Source organism: Stagnimonas aquatica, from assembly GCF_003730135.1.
Classification (GTDB): Bacteria; Pseudomonadota; Gammaproteobacteria; order Nevskiales; family Nevskiaceae; genus Stagnimonas; species Stagnimonas aquatica.
Genome location: NZ_RJVO01000003.1, coordinates 219,179 through 239,731, shown reverse-complemented (window position 1 = coordinate 239,731; position 20,553 = coordinate 219,179). Strand labels below are relative to the sequence as shown.

General features: G+C 68.6%; 19 protein-coding genes and 1 other RNA gene. 13 read left to right on the top strand and 7 right to left on the bottom strand.

Annotation, left to right across the window (positions count from 1 at the left end):
* Positions 1-66: 66 nt before the first annotated feature.
* The 3 genes from dnaK to hrcA all read right to left on the bottom strand — a co-directional run bounded on the left by dnaK (position 67) and on the right by hrcA (position 3,731).
* Positions 67-1,992, bottom strand: a complete 1,926-nt coding sequence (gene dnaK / locus ED208_RS08330; protein WP_123211426.1) for a molecular chaperone DnaK — start codon at positions 1,990-1,992, stop codon at positions 67-69.
* An 85-nt stretch (positions 1,993-2,077) separates the two neighbouring features.
* On the bottom strand, positions 2,078-2,626 hold the full coding sequence (grpE, locus tag ED208_RS08325) for a nucleotide exchange factor GrpE (RefSeq protein ID WP_123211425.1): 549 nt from the start codon (positions 2,624-2,626) through the stop codon (positions 2,078-2,080).
* Between the two features lie 61 nt (positions 2,627-2,687).
* Entirely contained in the window at positions 2,688-3,731 is a 1,044-nt protein-coding gene (gene hrcA / locus ED208_RS08320) for a heat-inducible transcriptional repressor HrcA (protein WP_123211424.1), read from the bottom strand.
* An 83-nt stretch (positions 3,732-3,814) separates the two neighbouring features.
* Here hrcA and ED208_RS08315 point away from each other — a divergent pair, with 83 nt between their 5' ends.
* Positions 3,815-4,738: an NAD(+) kinase gene (locus tag ED208_RS08315; RefSeq protein WP_123211423.1), complete on the top strand. Its 924-nt coding sequence runs from the start codon at positions 3,815-3,817 to the stop codon at positions 4,736-4,738.
* A gap of 38 nt (positions 4,739-4,776) precedes the next feature.
* Positions 4,777-6,459, top strand: coding sequence for a DNA repair protein RecN (recN, locus tag ED208_RS08310; protein ID WP_123211422.1), 1,683 nt, complete (start codon positions 4,777-4,779; stop codon positions 6,457-6,459).
* Between the two features lie 42 nt (positions 6,460-6,501).
* On the opposite strand, the gene fur is transcribed toward recN, so the two are convergent.
* Entirely contained in the window at positions 6,502-6,924 is a 423-nt protein-coding gene (fur, locus tag ED208_RS08305) for a ferric iron uptake transcriptional regulator (RefSeq protein ID WP_123211421.1), read from the bottom strand.
* A gap of 76 nt (positions 6,925-7,000) precedes the next feature.
* On the opposite strand from fur, the gene ED208_RS08300 reads away from it, so the two are divergent.
* Positions 7,001-7,447: an outer membrane protein assembly factor BamE gene (locus tag ED208_RS08300; protein ID WP_199720555.1), complete on the top strand. Its 447-nt coding sequence runs from the start codon at positions 7,001-7,003 to the stop codon at positions 7,445-7,447.
* Positions 7,448-7,454: 7 nt separating this feature from the next.
* Here ED208_RS08300 and ED208_RS08295 read toward each other — a convergent pair whose 3' ends face one another.
* Both ED208_RS08295 and ED208_RS08290 read right to left on the bottom strand, forming a co-directional pair.
* The gene (locus tag ED208_RS08295; RefSeq protein ID WP_123211420.1) at positions 7,455-7,766 is read right to left on the bottom strand and encodes an RnfH family protein; all 312 of its coding nucleotides are present in this window, start codon (positions 7,764-7,766) and stop codon (positions 7,455-7,457) included.
* Entirely contained in the window at positions 7,753-8,202 is a 450-nt protein-coding gene (locus ED208_RS08290) for a type II toxin-antitoxin system RatA family toxin (protein WP_123211419.1), read from the bottom strand. Before ED208_RS08290 ends, ED208_RS08295 begins: the two co-directional genes overlap by 14 nt.
* A gap of 46 nt (positions 8,203-8,248) precedes the next feature.
* Here ED208_RS08290 and smpB point away from each other — a divergent pair, with 46 nt between their 5' ends.
* The 10 genes from smpB (at position 8,249) to ED208_RS08240 (ending at position 20,087) form a co-directional block, all read left to right on the top strand.
* Positions 8,249-8,731: an SsrA-binding protein SmpB gene (gene smpB, locus ED208_RS08285; RefSeq protein ID WP_123211418.1), complete on the top strand. Its 483-nt coding sequence runs from the start codon at positions 8,249-8,251 to the stop codon at positions 8,729-8,731.
* Positions 8,732-9,182: 451 nt separating this feature from the next.
* Positions 9,183-9,539: a transfer-messenger RNA gene (gene ssrA / locus ED208_RS08280) on the top strand.
* A gap of 100 nt (positions 9,540-9,639) precedes the next feature.
* Complete coding sequence (gene mrtJ / locus ED208_RS08275) at positions 9,640-9,993, top strand: JDVT-CTERM system glutamic-type intramembrane protease MrtJ (RefSeq protein WP_123211417.1); 354 nt, start codon at positions 9,640-9,642, stop codon at positions 9,991-9,993.
* Positions 9,994-10,151: 158 nt separating this feature from the next.
* Positions 10,152-12,926 (top strand): choice-of-anchor D domain-containing protein, encoded by a 2,775-nt coding sequence (locus ED208_RS08270; protein WP_123211416.1) that lies wholly within the window; start codon positions 10,152-10,154, stop codon positions 12,924-12,926.
* 31 nt (positions 12,927-12,957) lie between these two features.
* Positions 12,958-13,494: a TlpA family protein disulfide reductase gene (locus ED208_RS08265; protein WP_123211415.1), complete on the top strand. Its 537-nt coding sequence runs from the start codon at positions 12,958-12,960 to the stop codon at positions 13,492-13,494.
* Positions 13,491-13,715, top strand: a complete 225-nt coding sequence (locus ED208_RS08260) for a DUF4266 domain-containing protein (protein WP_123211414.1) — start codon at positions 13,491-13,493, stop codon at positions 13,713-13,715. Before ED208_RS08265 ends, ED208_RS08260 begins: the two co-directional genes overlap by 4 nt.
* Positions 13,702-14,856, top strand: a complete 1,155-nt coding sequence (locus ED208_RS08255; protein ID WP_199720554.1) for a DUF3570 domain-containing protein — start codon at positions 13,702-13,704, stop codon at positions 14,854-14,856. Before ED208_RS08260 ends, ED208_RS08255 begins: the two co-directional genes overlap by 14 nt.
* Positions 14,819-15,802, top strand: coding sequence for an FAD:protein FMN transferase (locus tag ED208_RS08250; RefSeq protein WP_123211413.1), 984 nt, complete (start codon positions 14,819-14,821; stop codon positions 15,800-15,802). Before ED208_RS08255 ends, ED208_RS08250 begins: the two co-directional genes overlap by 38 nt.
* Before the next feature lie 5 nt (positions 15,803-15,807).
* Positions 15,808-17,718 (top strand): protein-disulfide reductase DsbD, encoded by a 1,911-nt coding sequence (gene dsbD / locus ED208_RS08245; RefSeq protein WP_123211412.1) that lies wholly within the window; start codon positions 15,808-15,810, stop codon positions 17,716-17,718.
* Positions 17,719-17,954: 236 nt separating this feature from the next.
* The gene (locus tag ED208_RS08240; RefSeq protein ID WP_123211411.1) at positions 17,955-20,087 is read left to right on the top strand and encodes a TadG family pilus assembly protein; all 2,133 of its coding nucleotides are present in this window, start codon (positions 17,955-17,957) and stop codon (positions 20,085-20,087) included.
* Between the two features lie 11 nt (positions 20,088-20,098).
* Here the strand turns inward: ED208_RS08240 and ED208_RS08235 are convergent, their stop codons facing one another.
* Positions 20,099-20,419 (bottom strand): hypothetical protein, encoded by a 321-nt coding sequence (locus tag ED208_RS08235; RefSeq protein WP_123211410.1) that lies wholly within the window; start codon positions 20,417-20,419, stop codon positions 20,099-20,101.
* Positions 20,420-20,553: the final 134 nt, after the last annotated feature.

The following is a 20,553-nucleotide window of genomic DNA, read 5'->3' as shown; positions in this document are numbered from 1 at the left end:
GCGGCCTGACAGAAACAGAAAAGACGTGAGACACCCGGGAGCGTCTCACGTCTTGGGGACCACTGCTTACTTCTTGTCGTCCTTGACCTCGGTGAACTCGGCGTCCACCACGTCGTCGGACTTGGCACCGGCACCGGCCGCGCCCGCCGCACCCGGTTCGCCGCCAGCGGCGCCGGCCTTCTCGTAGGCGCGCTGCACCACCGGGTTGGACACAGCCATCAGCGCCTGGGTCTTGGCGTCGATCTCGGCCTTGTCGTTGCCCTTGGCGGCTTCGCGCAGCTCGTTGACCGCCTTCTCGATGGCCGCCTTCTCGTCGGCGGACACCTGCTCGCCGAGATCCTTCACCGACTTCTCGACCGCGCCGGCCAACTGGTCGGCCTGGTTGCGGGCGGAGACCAGCTCGGCGAACTTCTTGTCCTCTTCGGCGTTCAGCTCCGCGTCGCGCACCATCTTCTTGATCTCTTCTTCCGAGAGACCGGAGTTGGCGGTGATGCGGATCGACTGCTCCTTGCCGGTGGCCTTGTCCTTGGCGGTGACGTGCAGGATGCCGTTGGCGTCGATGTCGAAGATCACCTCCACCTGCGGCATGCCGCGCGGTGCCGGCGCGATGCCGGTCAGGTCGAAGCGGCCGAGCGACTTGTTGGCCGCCGCAATCTCGCGCTCGCCCTGGTAGACCTGGATGGTCACCGCCGTCTGGTTGTCGTCGGCGGTGGTGAAGGTCTCGGACTTCTTGGTCGGGATGGTGGTGTTCTTCTCGATCAGCTTGGTCATCTTGCCGCCCAGGGTTTCGATGCCCAGGGACAGCGGGGTGACGTCGAGCAGCAGCACGTCCTTGCGGTCGCCGGACAGCACCGAACCCTGGATCGCGGCGCCGGCGGCGACCGCCTCGTCGGGGTTCACGTCCTTGCGCGGTTCCTTGCCGAAGAACTCCTTCACCGCCTCCTGCACCTTGGGCATGCGGGTCTGGCCACCGACCAGGATCACCTCGTCGATGTCGCTGGCCTTCAAGCCGGCGTCCTTCAGCGCGATGCGGCAGGGCTCCAGCGACTTGGTGATGTAGTCCTCCACCAGCGACTCCAGCTTGGCGCGGGTCAGCTTGAGGTTGAGGTGCTGCGGCACGCCGTTGACGGCGGTGATGTAGGGCTCGTTGATCTCGGTCTGGGTCGAGGACGACAGCTCGATCTTGGCCTTTTCGGCGGTCTGCTTCAGGCGCTGCATGGCCAGCGGATCCTTGCGCAGATCCTGGCCGTGCTCCTTCTGGAACTCGGCCGCGATGTAGTCGATCACCTTCTGGTCGAAGTCCTCGCCACCCAGGAAGGTGTCGCCGTTGGTGGCCAGCACCTCGAACTGCTTCTCGCCGTCCATGTCGGCGATCTCGATGATCGAGATGTCGAAGGTACCGCCGCCCAGGTCGTACACGGCGACCTTCTTGTCGCCCTTGACCTTGTCGACGCCGAAGGCCAGCGCGGCCGCGGTGGGCTCGTTGATGATGCGCTTCACATCCAGGCCGGCGATGCGGCCGGCGTCCTTGGTGGCCTGGCGCTGGCTGTCGTTGAAGTAGGCCGGCACGGTCACCACCGCCTCGGTCACCGGCTCGCCGAGATAGTCCTCGGCGGTCTTCTTCATCTTCATCAGCACTTCGGCGCTGATCTGCGGCGGCGCCATCTTCTTGCCGCGCACTTCCACCCAGGCGTCGCCGTTGTCGTTCTTGACGATGGCGAAGGGCGAGTGCTGGATCGCCTTCTGCACTTCCTTGTCGTCGTAGCGGCGGCCGATCAGGCGCTTGGCGGCGAAGATCGTCGCCTTCGGGTTCATCACCGACTGGCGCTTGGCCGAGCGGCCGACCAGGGTCTGGCCGTCGTCGGTGTAGGCGACGATGGAGGGCGTGGTGCGCTCACCCTCGCTGTTCTCGATGACTTTGACGTTGTTGCCTTCCAGGATCGCCACGCAGCTATTGGTGGTGCCGAGGTCGATGCCGATGATCTTGCCCATGGTGAGTACTTGCTCCGCGTTGTTTCGTTGACTGCTCTGTAAGTAAGTGGACTGCCGCCGTTTTCAAGTGGCGCGGCGGAACGAATCAGCCGCCGCCCTGGCTCACCACCACCAGCGCCGGGCGCAACAGGCGGTCGTGCAGGCTGTAGCCCTTCTGCATCACGCTCAGCACATGATTGGCCGGCAGCTCGCCACCGGGGGCCATGCTCATCGCCTGGTGATGTTCGGCGTTGAACGGCTGGCCGTGGGGGTCGATCTGGCGCACACCATGCTTTTCCAGCGCCGACAGCAACTGCTTGAGCGTCATCTGCACGCCGTCGACCAGCGCCTTGGCGACGCCGTCCGGCACGGTGCCGGCGGCCTTCAGGCCCAGTTCCAGCGAGTCGGTGATGTGCAGGAAGTCCTTGAGCACTTCCTCGGAGGCGAACTTGCGGGCCTTGGCGGCCTCGTTCTCGGCGCGGCGGATGCGGTTCTCGGCTTCGGCGGCGGCACGCAACTGGGCGTCGCGGGCGGCGGTCAGCGCCAGTTGGGCTTCGGCGAGCTGGTCGCGCAGGCGCGCCAGCTCGGCTTCCGGGCTCAGACCCGGTTCGGGCGCGGCGGCGGCATCCGGCGTCGGATGGTGGGCGTCGGTCATGGTTTCGGGGGTAAACAGTGTGGCGGCGCGCCGGCGGCGCGCTCAGGGACTCAACTGGGGTTCAGGCGTCCGCTTTCAAGCCCTGCGAGAGGACTTTGGCTGTCTCGGCAACCAGCGGGATGATGCGATTGTAGGCCATGCGGGTAGGGCCGATCACGCCCAGCACCCCGGCCACCTTGCCGTTCACCGTGTACGGCGCCGACACCACGCTGCACTCGTCCAGCACCCGGTAGCCGGACTCCTCGCCGATGAAGATCTGCACGCCGTCGGCGGCCAGGCACTGGTCGAACAGGCCGAGCAGGTCGCGCTTGCGGTCGAGGGCGTCGAACAGGCCGCGCAGGCGCGCCATGTCGTTCATTTCCTGGAAGCCCAGCAGGTTGGCGCCGCCGGAGACCAGGTACCCGCCCTGCGGATGGTCGTCGCCGCGCAGTGCCGCTTCGGCCATCGCAGCAGCCTCGCGCAGGATCAGATTGACCCGGCCCTGGGCGTCGGCGACCTCGTCCACCATCGCCCGCCTGAGGCTGACCAGATCGCGGCCGGCGAAGTGCTCGTTGACGGCGTTGGCGAAGCGCTCCAGCTCGTCGGCGCCATAGGGCCGGCTGGTGTGGATCACCCGGTTCTGCACCTCGTGCTGGTTCACCACCAGGATCACCAGCACCCGGTTGTCGGACAGCGGCAGGAACTGGATGCGGCGCAGGACCGCCAGGTTGCGCTTGGGCACGGTGACCACGCAGGCCATCCGCGAGAGCTGCGAAAGCAACTGGCTGGCGGCCTGCACCAGATCGTCGGCGGCGCGGTAGCCGGGGGCCAGCTCCTCGGCAATCTGCACCCGCTCCTGCTCCTCCAGATGTTCGGGCGAGAGCAGCTGGTCGATAAAATAGCGGTAGCCGCGGGTGGTGGGGATGCGCCCCGCCGAGGTGTGCGGCGAAGCGACCAGGCCGAGCTGGTCGAGATCGGCCATGACATTGCGGATGGTGGCCGGCGAGATGCCCAGCGCCGCCGCCCGCGACAGGGTGCGCGAGCCGACCGGCTCGCCGTCCTGGATATAGCGCTCGACCAGCAGCTTGAGCAGGTCGGCGGCGCGCGGGTCTAGGCGGGAAGTCATGACCGCAATGTGGGAATCGGCGGCACGGCTGTCAAGAGTCAAATGGCAGCTTATTTGTCGCGCCCGCCCCCTACAATCGGTCCATGTCCCAGACCCGCTCCCCGTCCAGCCAGCCCGCCGTCGCGCCCTTCCCCACCGTCGGCGTGATCGGCAAGCGCACCGATCCTTCGGTGAAGGGCACCCTGCTCGGCATCTGCGCCCTGCTGCGCGAGCTGGGCCGGGAAGTGTTGGTCGACGAGATCCACGCCGATACCGCCCGCAAGGCCGGGGTGCCGGCGGTCAGCCGAGCCGAGCTGGCCGCCCGCTGCCAGCTGGTGGTGGTGGCCGGCGGCGACGGCACCCTGCTCGACGCCGGCCGCAGCCTGGCCGGTCATGAGGTACCGGTGCTGGGCGTCAACCAGGGCCGGCTCGGGTTCATGGTCGACGTCAATCCGGAAGAGCTGCGCGAGGCCCTGCAAGCGGTGCTGGCCGGCGAGTACCTCACCGACGACCGCCTGCTGCTGCACACCCGCATCCAGCGCGCCGACGGCAGCGAGACAACGCCGGTGCTGGCAGTCAACGACGTGGTGCTGCGCAATCTGGCGAGCATCCGCATGCTGGAGTTCGAAACCTGGCTGGGCGAGGAATTCATCAGCCAGCACCGCGCCGACGGCATGATCGTCTCCAGCCCCACCGGCTCCACCGCCTATGCACTGTCCGGCGGCGGCCCGGTGATCCATCCGGCGGTGGCGGCCATCGCGCTGGTGCCGATCTGCCCGCACACGCTCAGCGACCGCCCCATCGTCGTGCCCGCCGACCGGCCGGTGAAGCTGGTGCTGCGCGGCGCCGACAACAGCAAGGCGACGGTGACCTGCGACGGCCAGGTCAGCGAGCCGCTATCCCCCGGCGACACCGTCGTCGTCAGCCGCGCGCCGCACCCGCTGCGCCTGCTGCATCCGCACCGCTACCACTACTTCGACGTGCTGCGCGACAAGCTGCACTGGGGACGCGGCCCGGCGCGCGGTTAAAATCCCGGCCTCTACTCCAACGACGCCGCGCGCGCCCGATGCTCAGACAGTTGCAGATCAGGAACCTCGCGATCATCGACGAGGCGCAACTGGACTTCGCCGCCGGTTTCACCGTGCTCACCGGCGAGACCGGCGCCGGCAAGTCGATCCTGCTTGATGCCCTGGGTCTGGTGCTGGGCACCCGCGCCGATCCGGCGCTGGTGCGCCAGGGCAGCGACAAGGCCGAGATCAGCGCCGAGTTCGACCTCAGCGACTCCACCGCCGCGCGCGACTGGCTGGCCGAGCACGAGCTGCTCGACGCCGACGACGGCCAGCTCTGCCTGATCCGCCGGGTGGTGCACGCCGAAGGCCGCACCCGCGCCTTCGTCAACGGCCAGGCGGTCAACGCCGGCCCGCTGCGCGAACTGGGCGAGCAACTGGTGGAGCTGTTCGGCCAGAACGAGTCGCAGACCCTGCTCAAGCCCGAGGTGCAGCGCGGTCTGCTCGACGATTACGGTGACCACGGCACCGAGCTGGCCGCCGTGCGCGCTGCTGCCGGCGCGGTACAGCAGGGCGAGCAGGCGATTGCCGCCGCCCGCGCCGCCGCCAGCCGCGATCCCGCGCAGCTCGACTACCTGCGCCACCAGGTGCAGGAATTGGAAGCACTGAACCTGCGCGAGGGCGAGCTGGAAGAGCTGGAAGCCGAGCATCGGCGTCTGGCCAACGCCGGCCGGCTGATCGAGGACGGCAACCGCGCGCAGGAGCTGCTCTACGGCGGGGAGGCGGCGATCTACGATCAGCTGTCCAGCGCCAGTGACCTGCTCGCCGGCTTGGCCGGCCTGGAGCCGGGCTTCGCCGAGGCCGAGAACCTCGCCGCCGCCGCCCAGGCCCAGGTGCGCGAGGCCGCCGACCAGATCCAGCGCCTGCTGGATCGCCTGGAACTCGACCCCGAGGCACTGGAGCGCTGCGAACGCCGTCTATCGGCCCTGCATGATCTCGCCCGCAAGCACCGGATCCGGCTCTCGGAGCTGCCGGCCCATCAGGCCGGCCTGCGCGCCGAACTCGACGCGCTGGAGCATGCCGCCGGCGGCCTCGATGCTTTGCTGGCCACGCAGGCCGGTTTGATCGCCCGCTATCGCGCCGCCGCCACCCAACTCAGCGCGGCGCGGCGCAAGGCCGCTGGCGCTTTCGGCGCGGCGGTCACCGCCGTGGTGCGGCAACTGGGCATGGCCAATGCCCGCTTCGAGGTCGCGGTGGACGCCGCCGCCGGCGAGCGTGTGCGCAGCCACGGCGACGACGAGGTGCGCTTCGATTTTTCCGCCAACGCCGGTCAGGCGCCCCGGCCCCTGTCCAAGGTCGCCAGCGGCGGCGAGCTGTCACGCGTCTCGCTGGCGATCCAGGTGTGCAGCCAGACCGCGCGCGGCGGCGGCGTCGCGACCATGATCTTCGACGAGGTGGACGCCGGCATCGGCGGCGGCGTCGCCGAGGTCGTCGGCCAGAAGCTGCGCGAGCTGGGCGGCCAGCGGCAGGTGCTCTGCGTCACCCATCTGGCGCAGGTGGCGGCGCAGGGCCGCCAGCACCTGGGCATCCGCAAGGAGGTCAGCGACGGTCAGACCTACACCCGCGTGCGGCCGCTGGAAAAGGACGCGCGGACACTGGAACTGGCGCGCATGCTCGGCGGCCAGGACATCACCGCCGCGACCCAGGCACTGGCGCGAGACCTGCTCAAGCGCGCCGGCTAGCCCTCTGCCCCGAGCCTTGAGGGGAGCCGGGAAAACTGCGACTCAGCGGGTCTTGCCGCCGCGTCCTTCCTGCGCCTTCACGTACATCACCAGGCTGTGGCCGATGATCTCGTAGCCGTGCTTCTCGGCGATCTCGTGCTGCAGGCGCTCGATCTCCGGGCTGACGAACTCCACCACCTTGCCGGAATCGACATCGACCATGTGGTCGTGGTGGTCACCGCGCTCCAGCTCGAACACCGCGTGACCGCCCTCGAAGTGGTGGCGCTTGACCAGGCCGGCCTGCTCGAACTGGGTCAGCACCCGGTAGATGGTGGCCAGACCGATGTCGGCGTCTTCGTTGAGCAACAGCTTGTAGACATCTTCCGCCGACATGTGGCGCATGGCGTTGCCCTCGAGGATTTCGAGGATCTTCAGGCGTGGAAGAGTGACTTTCAGGCCGGCGTTGCGGAGGTCTTGGGATTCCATGGCGTCGTGTCTGGCTAGCGCTCCCGGGCGGGGGCTTTCCGCTATTATCGCCGCTCGATTCATTCCGGCCAACGACATGCGCGTGCTGTTGATTGCGGTGCTGGGGCTCGCCCTCTCCGCCTGTAACCTGATCTACAAGCTGCCCACCCGCCAGGGCAACGTCATCGAGCAGAAGCAGTTGGATCAGCTCAAGGTCGGCATGACCCGGGACCAAGCCCTGTTCCTGCTCGGCACGCCGATCGCCGCCAGCCCGTTCCGTGCCGACCGCTGGGACTACCTCGGCTACTACAAGTCGCCGCGCGGCCAGGTCAGCAGCCGCACCGTCACCCTGTATTTCGAGGCCGACAAGCTGGCCCGCATCGACGGCGCCGCGCCGGTCGCCGGCGCCAGCAGCCTCGACACGCCCGACGCCAAATCGGTGATCGAGCAGCAGAAGAAGGACAAGGTCGAGGCCGAACGTGCCGCCGAACCCACCGAGTCGGGCGTGGTGCTGACGCCGGAAAGCGCGCCGCAGGCTCCCTGAGCCCAGCCTAGCGCTGGCGCCGCGCGCGGACCGCCCGGACCTGCGCGCGCCGCCGCTCCTTCGGATCGGCCTCCAGCGGCCGCAACAACTCCACCCGATCCCCGGGCTGCAAGCGGGTCTCGCCTGCCGCCAGACGACCGAAGATCGCCAGGGCCGGCCAACCGCCCGCCAACTCCGGATACTGCTGCCGCAAGCCGGAGCGCTCGACCGCCTCGGCCGCCGTGCACCCGTCGGGCACCTGTAGACGGATCAGCAGTTGGCGCTCGGGCCGGGCGTACACCACCTCCACCTCCAGCAGAACGGTTTCAGCGGCGACCATAGATCGCCTCGGCGCGCGCCTTGAACGCGGCGATCACCCCGGCCACCGCGCGTTCCATCTGGCCGCCGAACAGGCTTTCCAGCGCGCGCGGACCGAAATCCAGCTCCACCCGCAGACTGGCCTTGCTGGCACCTTCCCCCAGCGGCAGGAAGCGCCACTCACCGCTGAGTTGCCGGAACGGCCCGCGCAGCAACCGCATCTGCAAGGCGTGCGCGCCATCGTCTTCCACCCGGCTGAGGTTCTCGGTGGCGAAGCTGTCGCTCAGGCCGCTGATGCGGAAACCCAGACGCGCATGCACCAGCGCGCCCTGGCGCTGCTCGATGGCGGCCGAGGTGCAGCCGGGCAGGAACTCCGGGTAGCGCTCGACATCCTCGACCAGCGCCAGCAATTGCGCCGGCTCGAAGGCCAGTAAAGCGGAGCGTTCGACGCGCGCCATGGGCTGTTGATCTTGGGAGTGATGAGGGTGGACCTATAATTCTCGTATGAGCAAACCCAAAGAGAAAGGCAAGGAGCCCGAGCGCACCATCGCCCTCAACAAGCGCGCCCGCTACGAATACTTCATCGAAGACAGCTACGAAGCCGGCCTGATGCTGGAAGGCTGGGAGGTGAAGAGCCTGCGCGAAGGCCGCGCCCAGATCACCGAGGCCTACGTCATCATCAAAAACGGTGAGGCCTGGCTGATCGGCGCCCATATCACCCCGCTCAAGCAGACCTGCACCCACGTGCTGGCCGACGCCACCCGCACCCGCAAGCTGCTGCTCAACAAGAAGGAGCTGAGCGCCCTGGTCGGCAAGGTGGAGCGTGCCGGCTACACCCTGACGCCGCTGGACCTGCACTGGAGCCACGGCCGCGCCAAGCTGGCCGTCGGCCTCGCCAAGGGCAAGAAGCAGCACGACAAGCGCGAGACCATCAAGGAGCGGGACTGGCAGCGCGAGCAAGGCCGGATCATGCGGCACCACGCTTAAAGCTCCGAACCCAGACATCCATTGCCAGTCCGGCGCCGACTCGCCTGCCTCCCATCCCCGCCGAGGGCGGGGCCCCTGGTCAGTGGCTCGCGTCGCTACTGGCAGCGCGAGCAGGGCCGGATCATGCGGCACCACGCTTAAAGCTCCGAACCCAGACATCCATTGCCAGTCCGGCGCCGACTCGCCTGCCTCCCATCCCCGCCGAGGGCGGGGCCCCTGGTCAGTGGCTCGCGTCGCTACTTGGCAGCGCGAGCAAGGCCGGATCATGCGCCATCACGCCTGAGACTCCCTACCCGCATCGAACCATTCGAGCGAGCATGTGTCTCCCTCCCCCGCTTGCGGGGGAGGGCCGGGGTGGGGGCGTTCAGACTCCGCGCAGAGTCTGCCTCCGAGGCTGCACATTGAACCCGGGGGCTTGAACCACCCCCGCGTGCTACCATCTTCACTACACGGGGGTGACATGGCTTCGACGGCGATGTTGAAACCTGACGTGCATGCCGAGGTGCAGTGGCCCTCGTTAATCTCTACTGCAAACAAGCTAGTTGCGAACGACGCTAACTACGCCCTCGCCGCTTAATCCCGGTGAGCGGTTGCCTCGGTGGTGTTGATGCCCCGTACGCAGCCGTCGACTCTCATCAACTCGCGCAAACGTCCGCCCTTGGCGTAAGTGCTAAAACCCTAAGGGGATAAGTGTTGGCGTTCCGTGCCTGTCCGGCAGCCCGCATCGAAAACCAATGATTAGGCTACGCATGTAGAGCGAAGGGCGGAGAATCGTCGGACGCGGGTTCAATTCCCGCCACCTCCACCAATTCAAGGGGTCAACGTTTCTACGTTGACCCCTTTTTATTGCTCTCACGCCCGGAGGACGACATGCCGGAGTTGGTCTTGACCAGTCGCTGCCATACGCCATGAGTCCGCCGGCGGAACCCGCCCTGCTGGCGAGCCTGGTGCTGGCCGCCGTTCTGGAGGAGGTGATCTTCCGCGCCGGCCTGCAGGAAGCCTTGCTGCGCTGGAGGCATACCGCGAGCCGGCGCTGTCTGGGCCTGTCTGCCGCCAATCTGATGACGGCGCTGCTGTTCGCGGCGGCGCACGCATGGACCCGCTCGGCCTGGCTGGCGGGCGCGACGCTGGCGCCGGCGTTGCTGCTGGGCTGGCTGTACGAGCGCCGGAGAAGTATCTGGCCCTGCATCGCCTTGCACGCCGGTTTCAACCTGTGTTGGTGGCTGGCCGCACCCTGGCTGGCGTTTGGACTTCGGCACTGAGCCGGACGCAAGCTGCACGGGCGTCAAGGCACGCCGTCTGCACCGACTGGCGATACCGCCAGTCGCAACTGCGGCGGAATTAATCTGACGGACAGGCTCCGTCCATCTTCGGTTCAGCAGACTCCTCTCGCGCCCCACCCAGGGCCGAGGAGACCGAAGTGCCCAGCCAGAAAATCACCGTCGTCTACGGACGCCGCCTGCTTACCGCCCTGTTCCTGATCGCTGGCTCAGCCCATGCCGCCGATGCGCTGCGCGGCAAGCAGCTCTACAGCAGCACGCCGGGAGGCACCTCCTGCGCCAACTCCTCCTGCCACGGCACCAATGTCGCGGCCAACCGCAACAAGGTGCAGCGCGGTGCCAACAACCCCAGCCTGATCCAGAGCGCGATCAACAGCAATACCGGCGGCATGGGCATCTACCGCAACAACGTGCTGACCGCGACCGATGTCGCCGATATCGCGGCCTACATCGCCAACCCCAACGTCACGGCCGCCCCGGTGGCTGCGGTTTCGCCCACCACGCTGAGCTTTGCCGCCACCGCTACCGGCGCCACCAGCGCAACGCAGACGGTCAGCCTGTCGAACAGCGGCTCGGCGGCGCTGTCGATCAGCAGCATCACCGTCAGCGGCAGCGACTTTCTCCGCTCCGGCGGCAGTTGCGCCGCAGGCGGCAGTCTGGCGGCGGGCGCCAGCTGTACGGTCGGCCTGGCCTTCAAGCCACTGAGCGCCGGCAGCAAGACCGGCTCGCTGAGCATCGCCCACAACGCCACCGGCAGCCCCAGCACGGTCAGTCTGTCCGGCACCGCGACGACGCCGGCCGCCGCCAGTCCAGCGGTCAGTCCTGGCACCCTGAGCTTCGGCTCGGTGGAGGTCGGCAGCCAGAGCGCCGCGCAGACCGCGACGGTCAGCAACTCCGGCACCGCAGCGATGCAGCTCAGCAGCCTGAGCATCACCAACAGCGTGTTCAGCATCAGCGGTGGCACTTGCGCCGCAGGCAGCACGCTGGCGGCTGGCGGCGGCTCCTGCACGGTGTCGGTGCGCTTCAGCCCGGCGGCCAGCGGCGCTGCCAGCGGCACCCTGAACATCGCCCACAACGCCTCGGCCAATCCGCTGACCGTGGCGCTAACCGGCTCCGGAACGACGCCGGCGGTGGCCATTGCCCAGCTCTCGCCGGCCAGCCTGTCGTTCTCACAGACGGTGGGCAGCAGTTCGGCAGCACAGACCCTGACCCTCTCGAACAGCGGCAGCGCGCCGCTCAGCATCAGCGCCATCACCTTCGGCGGTGCGGCTGCCTCCGAGTACCGGATCGGCGCCGGCAGCACCTGCAGCGTCGGCGCCAGCGTCGCTGCCGGCAGTTCCTGCAGCCTCGGGGTGGTGTTCACGCCCGCCGGCACCGGCAGCCGGAGCGCCAGCCTGAGCATCAGCCACAACGACGGCGCCCACAGCCCTTCCAGTGCCAGCCTCAACGGCAACGGGACCGCGGCGCCCGCCGGACAAGTGTCGGTGAACAAGCTCAGCCTCGGCTTTGCCGCGCAGGCGCAAGGGAGCCGCAGCGCCAGCCAGACCATGAGCGTCAGTAACAGTGGCTCGGCGCCGATGCAGCTGAGCAGCATCGCCATCAATGGCGCCCATGCCGGCGACTTCGCCATCGACAACAGCCTCAGCGACTGCAACACCAGCAGCAGCATGGCGGTGGGCGCCAGCTGCACGTTGGGCCTGAGCTTTGCGCCGACGGTGTCTTCGGGCACTCGCAGCGCCGCGCTGCAGATCAGCGCCGGCAGCAGCAGCGCCACGGTCAGCCTCAGCGGCAGCGCCGCGCCGGCCGGTCAGCCAGCGGTCAGCTGGAGCCCGGGCAGTCTCGATTTCGGCACGGTACCGCTGGGCAGCAGCGCCAGCCGCAATCTCAGCCTGAGCAACAGCGGCAGCAGCACGCTCACGGTGATTGCGCTGTCGGTCAGCCCCGCCGCCTATACGCTCAGCCACGACTGCCCGGGCAGTCTGGCGGCGGGCGCCGGCTGCAGCCTTTCGATCCGCTACAGCCCGGATCGCAGCGGCAGCTCCAGCGGCGTGCTGACGCTGCAATCGAACGCTGCGACCTCGCCCGACACGCTGGCACTCAGCGGCGCCGGCATCGCGGCGGTAGGCCAGCTGGGCTGGCAACCCTCGGCCGGCCTCAGCTATCCGGACACTGCGGTCGGCAGCGCCTCGGCCAGCCAGATCGCCACGCTCAGCAACAGCGGCAATGCCAGCGTGCTGATCCAGCAGATCCAGCTCGCCGGCGGCAACAGTGCCGAGTTCAGCCCGGACGCCGCCAGCAGCAGTTGCAGTGTCGGCCAGAGTCTCGCGCCGGGAGCCAGCTGCACGCTCGGCTATGTGTTCGTCCCCAACGGCGCCGGCCCCCGCAACGCCAGCCTCAACCTGGTGGCCGATGCCGGCACCCCGCCAGCATTGCCGCTGTCGGGCAATGGTGTGGCCAGCGGCAACGCCCAACTGAGTCTCAGCCCCGGCTACATCACCCTCACCAGCAGCGCGCCCAACCAGCCGATGCAGCCCGAGGCGCTGGTGCTCAGCAACGACGGCAACGCGGTGCTGCGCATCACCACGATCAGCGCGACCGCCGGTCTGCAGGCCCTGAATGCCAGCTCGCCCGCCGGTGGCACCTGCCCGCCGCCGCCCTTCGAGCTGGGGCCGGCGCTGTCCTGCACGGTGATGGTGTCGGCACTGTCCGACCAGCCGGTGAGCGGCAGCGTCGATGTCTACAGCAACAGCAATCCGGCCAAGAGCAGCGCCAGCGTGCAGGGTGCGCCGCTGGGCAATGCCGGCGCCGGCGGCTGCTCGATCGGTCCGCCGGACCAACCCCAGGACCCGATCTGGCTGCTGATGCTGATGCTCGCCGTCGCGGTGCTGGCCTACCGCCATCGCCAGCGGTCCTGAACCCGTCCCCCCATTTGACCAGGAGCCCCCCATGTCCCTTTCGATTCGCAAACCCTGGCTGCGCGGCCTGAGCATCGCTGGCCTGCTGCTCGGCTTGGCCGCACCGGCCCTGGCGGTGAAGCCGGGCGAGGCCGCACCTGCTTTCGCCCTGCCCAAGGTCGGCGGCGGCACCCTCAGCCTCGCGGACTATCGCGGCCAGGTGGTCTACCTCGACTTCTGGGCCTCCTGGTGCGGCCCCTGCCGGCAAAGCTTTCCCTGGATGAAGGACATGCAGGCCCGCTACGGCGCCCAGGGGCTGCGGGTGCTGGCGGTGAACGTCGACAGCAAGAGCAGCGACGCCGAGGCCTTTCTCGCCCAGTTCCCCGACCTCGGCTTCGGCATCGCCCTCGACAGCAAGGGCGCGACCCCAGCGGCCTACCAGATCAAGGGCATGCCGACCTCGTTCCTGATCGGCCCCGACGGCAGGGTGCTGCTGGTGCACCAGAGCTTCAAGGAAAGCGACCGCGAGGCGCTGCAAGCGCAGCTGGCCACCGCTGTTGCCGCCAACGGCAAGGGCAAGCAGCCATGAGCCGCCACCGCCAGAAGCTGGCCGCCCTGTTCGTCGCGCTGACCCTGAGCGGCTGCGCGCTGGACCCGCCGATGCCCTGGGAGAAAGGCACCCTCGCCCGCCCGGAGATGAGCATGGCCGGCGACAACCTCGAACAACGCTTCGATGAACACATCCGCGCCAGCAAGGAGGCCGCTTCCGGCGGCTCCGGCGTGGGAGGAGGCGGCTGTGGCTGCAATTAAGTCGCGACACCAACGTCCGCCTGCGCGCCCGGGCGGCGAGCGCCTCGGCAGTGTGCTGCTCGCCGCACTCGCCCTGCCCGGCCTGCTGCCGGTGGAGGCGGTCGCCGAGAACGCGCCGGAACACGCGGTGCTGGCCTACAAGCAGCTCTATTACCAGGACTCCCAACCTGGGCTCGACCGCATCACCGTCAACGCGCCCTCGGTGTACGGGCTGCTACCGATGGGCGAGCACTGGTCGGTCGAAGGCTCGGCGGTGGTGGACGCGGTGTCCGGCGCCTCGCCGCGCTACTACAGCACCGTTTCCGGCGCCTCGCACATGGACGACCTGCGCACCGCCGGCGATGCCAAGCTGAGCTACTACCGCGAGCGCAGCGCCTACAGCGTCTCGCTCAGCCGCTCGCAGGAGCACGACTACATCTCCAATGCCGCCGCGCTGGATGCGCGCTTCTCCAGCGCCGACAACAACACCACCTACAACCTCGGCGTCGGGGTCGCCCGCGACTCGATCAACCCCACCAACGATCTGGTCGACGACGAGACCAAGAACAGCTTGCAGGGCATCGTCGGCGTCACCCGCGCGCTGACCGCCGTCGACCTGGTGCAGTTGCAGCTCGCCTACAGCAGCGGTCACGGCTACTTCAGCGACCCCTACAAGCTGTTCGACAACCGCCCGCGCGAGCGCAATCAGGGCACCGCGCTGCTGCGCTGGAACCACCATGTCGCCGCCGCCGACGCCACGCTGCGGCTGAACTACCGCTATTACAACGACAGCTACGGCATCGCCGCCCATACCCTCGGCCTGGAGTGGGTACAGCCGCTGGGCCGCAACTTCAGCCTGACGCCGTCGCTGCGCTACTACACCCAGAGTTCGGCGGACTTCTACATCGACCCGCCGGCTTCGGCGCCGTTCCCGAACATTCCGGAGGGCGCGTACTCCTCGCTGGACCAGCGCCTGTCGGCGTTTGGCGCCTTGGCGGTGGCCGGCAAGCTGGAGTGGCGCCTGAGCCCGGAGTGGAGCACCGACTTCAAGGCCGAGTACTACCAGCAGCGCGCCGAGTGGCGCCTCACCGGCAATGGCTCACCGGGCCTGGAACCGTTCCGCTATGTCTCCTTCGAATTCGGCCTCACCCGCCGCTTCTGAGGCTGGCCGGCCAACGCCGCTGCAGCTGAGCGCGGTGGCGGACGGCGGCGAGGAGCAGCTGGCCCGCTTTGGGGCGATGGCCTGCCGGGCGGAGATCCGGGTTGCCGGCGTCGATGCCGACAGCGTGCCGCCGCTGATCGAGGCGGCGGTCGCAGAGGTCCGGCGCATCGAGGCCAAATACTCCCGCTACCGGCCCGACAGCCTGGTGTCGCGCATCAATGCCGCCGCCGGCAGCGGCGCGGCGGTGGAGGTCGATGAGGAGACGGCGGGTCTGCTGGAGTTCGCCGCCAAGCTGCATCGCCTGAGCGGAGGCCTGTTCGACATCAGCAGTGGCGTGCTGCGCCGGGCCTGGAACTTCCGCAGCACCGACCTGCCGAGTCCGCAGCAACTGCGGGCCTTGCTGCCGCTGATCGGCTGGGCCGACATCGACTGGCGGCCGGACACGCGCGAGATCGCGCTGCCGCGCGCCGGCATGGAGATCGACTTCGGCGGTTTCGGCAAGGAATACGCCGCCGACCGCGCCGCCGCGCTGCTGCAGGCGGCCGGTCTGCGTAGCGGCTACGTCAATCTCGGTGGCGACGTCCGCCTGCTCGGGCCACGGCCGGACGGCCGTCCCTGGACCCTGGGCATCCAGCATCCGCGCCAGCTCGACGCCACCGCCGCCGGCCTGGCGCTGACTCAGGGCGCGCTCGCCACCAGCGGCGACTACGAGCGCTATCTGGAGGTCGGCGGCCAGCGCTATTGCCACATCCTCAACCCCAGGACCGGCTGGCCGGCACATCGCTGGCAGTCGGTCAGCGTACTGGCGCCGCTCTGCCTCGCCGCCGGTGCACTGACCACTGTCGCCATGCTGCTGGAAGAGGAAGGCATCGACTTCCTGCGCCAGCAGGCTGTTCCCTTTCTCGCCATCAATCAGCGCGGACAGCTGCTCCGCGAAGGTCTCTAGCCGCCATGAACCGCCATCCCCGATTCGCCCGCGCCTGCCGATACGCGGCGCTGCTGCTGGCCGCCCTGCTCTGGCTGGCGGCGCCTGCCCGCGCCGAGGAGTTTCTCGACGTCGATCAGGCCTTCGTCCCGAGCGTGCAGCCCGAGGTGCAGGGGCTGGCCCTGCGCTTCCAGATGCCGGCCGGCTATCACCTGTACCGCGAACGGCTGTCGTTCGAGTCGGAACCGGCCTCGCTAAAGCCAGCTGCGGCGCAGATGCCGCAGGGCGAGCTGGTACACGACAGCAACTTTGATCGCGATATGGAGATCTACGCCGGCCAACTGCAGCTGGCCTTGCAGTTTTCCGGGGCGACCCCGGCCGGCGGCAGCGCGCTGCTGCGGGTGGGCTACCAGGGCTGCGCCGACGCCGGCCTCTGCTACCCACCGCAGTCGCGCCGCTGGAGACTGCAGTTCGACGCCGCCGGCCGGGTCGCTAGCGCCACCCCGTTGGCCGAGCCGGCGGCCGACGACGCTGTACCGCCACCGGCAGCGACAACCCTGGCGACCACGGTCGCGGCGGCTGACGTCAGCACGACCACCAGCAGCGACAACGCAGCGGCCAGCGGCAACGACAGTTCGCGCATCCAGTCGGTGCTGGCCTCGCGGCAACTGCTGACCATTGCCGGCGCCTTCCTGCTCGCGGGCCTGCTGCTGTCGTTCACGCCCTGTGTGCTGCCGATGGTGCCGATCCTGTCCTCGATCATCGTCGGCCAGTCGGAAACCCCCAGCCGCGCGCGCGGCTTCTCGCTGGCGCTGGCCTATTCGCTGGGCATGGCCCTGGTCTATACCGCGTTCGGCGTCGTCGCCGGGTTGCTGGGCGAGGGCCTGGCCGCCTCGCTGCAAAACCCCTGGGTGCTGGGCGCCTTCGGCCTGCTGATGGCGGTGCTGGCGCTGTCGATGTTCGGGGTTTACGAATTGCAGATGCCGAGCGCGATCCAGACCCGCCTGACCGTCGCCTCCGGTCGCCTGCGCGGCGGCAATCATCTCGGCGTGTTCGTCATGGGCGGCCTGTCGGCGCTGATTGTCGGCCCCTGCGTCGCCGCGCCCCTGGCCGGCGCCCTGGTTTACATCAGCCAGACCCGGGACGTGGTGATCGGCGGCGTCGCGCTGTTTGCACTGGCGGCGGGGATGAGCGTACCGCTGCTGCTGGTCGGGCTTTCGGCCGGAGCCCTGCTACCGCGCGCCGGCCGCTGGATGGAAGCGGTGAAGCGGGTGATGGGCGTGATGCTGTTGGCTGTGGCCTGGTGGATGCTGTCGCCGGTGCTGCCGGCGGCGGCGGCCATGCTGCTGCTGGCCGCGCTGCTGGCCTTCGTGGCGGCGCTGCTGGGCGCGTTCCAGCATCTGGACGGTCAGGCCGGTCTGGGCCGGCTGAGCGCCAAGGCCATGGGCTGGCTGCTGGCCTGCGTGGCGGTGGCCCAGCTGGCCGGGGCGCTGTCGGGCGGCGACTCACCCTGGACGCCGCTGGGCCACTTCGCCAACCGAACGGTCGGCGCCGCGAACGCCGCTAGCGCCTCGGCCGATCTGCGCTTCCGCCCGCTGGACAGCAAGGTCGCACTCGATCAGGCCCTGCGCGAGGCGCAGGGGCGGCCGGTGATGCTGGACTTCTATGCCGACTGGTGTGTGGCCTGCAAGGAGCTGGAACACCGCACCTTCGCCGACCCGCGGGTACGCAGCCGAGCGGCGCAGGCGGTGCTGCTGCGCGTCGATGTGACCGACAACGGCAGCGAGGCGCGCGCCCTGCTCAAGCACTTTGGTCTGTTCGGCCCGCCCGGCGTGCTGTTCTTCGATCCTTCCGGCCCGGAGCGCCAACACGCACGGGTGATCGGCTTCCAGGACGCCGAAACCTTTCTCGGCAGCCTGGAGCGGGCCGGGCTGTGAGTGGCCGTAGCCACGCCGCGATCCCGGCCAAAGGTTCTCGGCGCGGCCGCCAGCGGCACTCCCGCCGTGCGCGGCAACTGAGGCTGACGGCAGAAAACGCCTGCCAGGCGAGTCGCCAAGCACCTCGATAAGTATCTAATTTTTATCGGCTAATTCGCACCGCTGGACGGGCTTGGTGACGGAAATTCGACACCGCCATTCAGGCTGCTGGGGCTCACTTTCCCGCCCTCCCAGCCATGAACTACAGACAAGCCCACGCGGGCCCCCGACGACAGCGCGGCGCGGTGGCGGTGATGGTCGCGATCAGCCTGCTGGCGCTGATTTCGGCGGTGTTTCTGGCCATCGAGGTCGCCCGCGTCTACCAGGCGCACCGCGAACTCAAGAAGCTGGCCGGCATGGCCGCGCTCGACGCCGCAAGGGTCGTCTCCGGCTGCGCCGACGAGCACGGCCAGAGCGGCGGCGGGCTGAGCGCACTGAACCGCGCCGTGCAAGCCAGCCTGAAAGCCAACAACCCCGGCGGCGAGCCAATCGAAGTGAAGATCACCCCCGGAGTGATCCGCAGCAATCGCGACCTGCCCAGCAGCGATCCCGGCTACAACACCCGGGTGCTGGAACCGACCTCGATCGGCGCGGCGCAGGCGGTGCGGGTGACCCTGACCCGGCCGTTCCCGACACCGATGCTGCCGTTCCTGTTCGGCAACCAGAACCGGCGGATGAGCGCCAGCGCCACCGCCGTGCAGGAGGCGCTCGGCAGCTTCTACCTCGGCACCACCCTCGCCTCGCTGCAAGGCGGCCTGGTCAACGATCTGCTCGGCGCCCTGCTGTGCCCGCTGGGGCCGGTCGGCAACAGCTGCCGCAGCCAGGTGCTCAACCTCAAACTGCTGGACAGCAACAAGGGCCTGGCCAGCCTGAATGTCTCGCTCGACAACCTGCTGCTGGGCGCAGTGCGGCTGGGACTGAATGTCCGCGATGTCCCGACACTGCTGGACCTGCAGCTCACCCTGCCGCAGTGGCTGGGTGTGCTGGGCTATGGCCTGGAGCAGGCGGTCGGCGGCACGGTCGGCCAGGTCGGCAGCGGCGTCGGCGGACTGATCCGTGGCCTGGCCGGCTACACCGACGCGACCCGCACCTTCAGCCTGAGCACCATCCTGAATGTCACCGGCGACCTGCTCAATCCGGCGGTGTCCGGCGTGCTCGGCGCACTGCCGGTGGTCAACGGCCAGGAGCTGCTGCTGGCCCTGGGCCAGGCCGCCAAGGCCGACCCCGGCGGCAACCTGCAACCGATTGCCCTGCCGGTGCAGGTAGGGCTGGGCAATCTGCTGCAGGTCTACATCTTTCTGCAGATCCTGCAGCCGCCGAAGTTCGCGGTCGGCCGCGCCACCGGCACGCCGCCGGCCTGGAACGGCAGTGCGGCGATGAGCGACTGCAGCTACGACGGCGAGTACACCTGCGCCCAGTCCAGCCAGATCCGGCTGAAGGTGCGCGCCGGCATCAACGACCAGGTACTGGGCTTGCTGAAGCTGCGTCTCGGCGTCGATCTCGATGTCGGTGCCGGGGTGGCCTATCTCGACAGTCTGGAATGTCCGAGCCTGCGGCAGCCGCGACCGGTGGCCCACCTCACCGCCATGCCTTCGCTGGGGGTACTGGGCGTCGGTCCCTATGTGGGCGAGCCGCAGAACGCCAAGAACGCGCCGGCGCTCTACAACCTTCCGGGTGGGCCCAGCGCGACGCGCCCCTATCTGCTGCAACTGTTCCCGGACCAGGGGCTGCTCGGCGGCATCAGCTGGTTGCTGGGCTGGCTGCTCGGCGACCTCACCACCTCGGTGGCGCTCAATGCGCCGTTGGAGGTTCCGCTGAGCACGCCTCGATTCCAGAATCTGGACCCCATCGACGACTTCCAGCTGGCAACGCCGAAAACCAGCCACGACACGCCGCTGTACCTCGCCTACGGGCAGTCAGGACTGCCGGCCAGCGATAGCAATCCGCAGACGGTGGGCAGCTCCGGGCTGCTCGACAGCCTCACTGGCGGTCTGCTCACCGGCCTGGCCTGCGGCAGCCTCAACGGCAGCTGCAATCTCAACAGCCCGCCCAATCTCTACGTCAGCGGGCCGGCCTGGCAGAACAATTCCGCCAATCTGCTGACGCTGTTGCTGAAGGGCTTGGCGCAGCTGCTGAACCAGGTGGTGACGCCGCTGCTGACCGGCATTCTCGGCATCCTCGACTTCCTGCTCTCGCCGCTGCTGCAGCTGCTGGACGCGGTGCTGGAAGGCTTGCTCGCGCTACTGGGCGTGGAACTCGGCTCGCTGACCGTCAACATGGACTCGGTGAGCATCGACCAACCGCACATCGTCGCTCTGGATGACGAATGACTGGCGACCGCCTACCAGACTTCCAGCGTCGGCTCGAAGCGGCCGGTCTTCTCGGAATGCCAGGCGCGAATGTGGATGGCTCGCGGCACCAGGCTGCCGGCGCAGTACTCGGGACGCACTTCCACCTGGTTGACCAGATCGCGGTGGAAGAATCGGTCCAGCGAGCCCATCAGCTGCTCCCAGTTGTCGGCCAACGCCGTCGGCAGGTAGGCGGACGACACCGGCACCGGCCGGTTGCCGCGCTGCAAGGGCGTCAGCCACAGCTTTTCCAGGGCACCCTGCTGGCAGAGACGCTCGGCCACATCCGGCGATTGCACCGACGAAAAGTCCATCACTCCTCCTGCACGCTGCGGTCTGCCATCAGCCTCGGAATTCGCGACGACTGGGCGACAACTATTTTCTGACTCAGAGCTCATGTTAAGCCAAAACCACCCGCCCCGGCGATGCCGCTACCGGTCAATCTGGC

Coding starts and splice junctions, on each gene's coding strand:
- ED208_RS08300 (WP_199720555.1), top strand. CDS start 7,001: ATGCGCGTGCTGTTGATTGCGGTGCTGGGGCTCGCCCTCTCCGCCTGT.
- ED208_RS08260 (WP_123211414.1), top strand. CDS start 13,491: ATGAGCCGCCACCGCCAGAAGCTGGCCGCCCTGTTCGTCGCGCTGACC.
- ED208_RS08315 (WP_123211423.1), top strand. CDS start 3,815: ATGTCCCAGACCCGCTCCCCGTCCAGCCAGCCCGCCGTCGCGCCCTTC.
- ED208_RS08240 (WP_123211411.1), top strand. CDS start 17,955: ATGAACTACAGACAAGCCCACGCGGGCCCCCGACGACAGCGCGGCGCG.
- ED208_RS08265 (WP_123211415.1), top strand. CDS start 12,958: ATGTCCCTTTCGATTCGCAAACCCTGGCTGCGCGGCCTGAGCATCGCT.
- dnaK (WP_123211426.1), bottom strand. CDS start 1,992: ATGGGCAAGATCATCGGCATCGACCTCGGCACCACCAATAGCTGCGTG.
- ED208_RS08295 (WP_123211420.1), bottom strand. CDS start 7,766: ATGGTCGCCGCTGAAACCGTTCTGCTGGAGGTGGAGGTGGTGTACGCC.
- dsbD (WP_123211412.1), top strand. CDS start 15,808: ATGAACCGCCATCCCCGATTCGCCCGCGCCTGCCGATACGCGGCGCTG.
- fur (WP_123211421.1), bottom strand. CDS start 6,924: ATGGAATCCCAAGACCTCCGCAACGCCGGCCTGAAAGTCACTCTTCCA.
- mrtJ (WP_123211417.1), top strand. CDS start 9,640: ATGAGTCCGCCGGCGGAACCCGCCCTGCTGGCGAGCCTGGTGCTGGCC.
- ED208_RS08235 (WP_123211410.1), bottom strand. CDS start 20,419: ATGGACTTTTCGTCGGTGCAATCGCCGGATGTGGCCGAGCGTCTCTGC.
- hrcA (WP_123211424.1), bottom strand. CDS start 3,731: ATGACTTCCCGCCTAGACCCGCGCGCCGCCGACCTGCTCAAGCTGCTG.
- recN (WP_123211422.1), top strand. CDS start 4,777: ATGCTCAGACAGTTGCAGATCAGGAACCTCGCGATCATCGACGAGGCG.
- ED208_RS08250 (WP_123211413.1), top strand. CDS start 14,819: ATGTCTCCTTCGAATTCGGCCTCACCCGCCGCTTCTGAGGCTGGCCGG.
- ED208_RS08290 (WP_123211419.1), bottom strand. CDS start 8,202: ATGGCGCGCGTCGAACGCTCCGCTTTACTGGCCTTCGAGCCGGCGCAA.
- grpE (WP_123211425.1), bottom strand. CDS start 2,626: ATGACCGACGCCCACCATCCGACGCCGGATGCCGCCGCCGCGCCCGAA.
- smpB (WP_123211418.1), top strand. CDS start 8,249: ATGAGCAAACCCAAAGAGAAAGGCAAGGAGCCCGAGCGCACCATCGCC.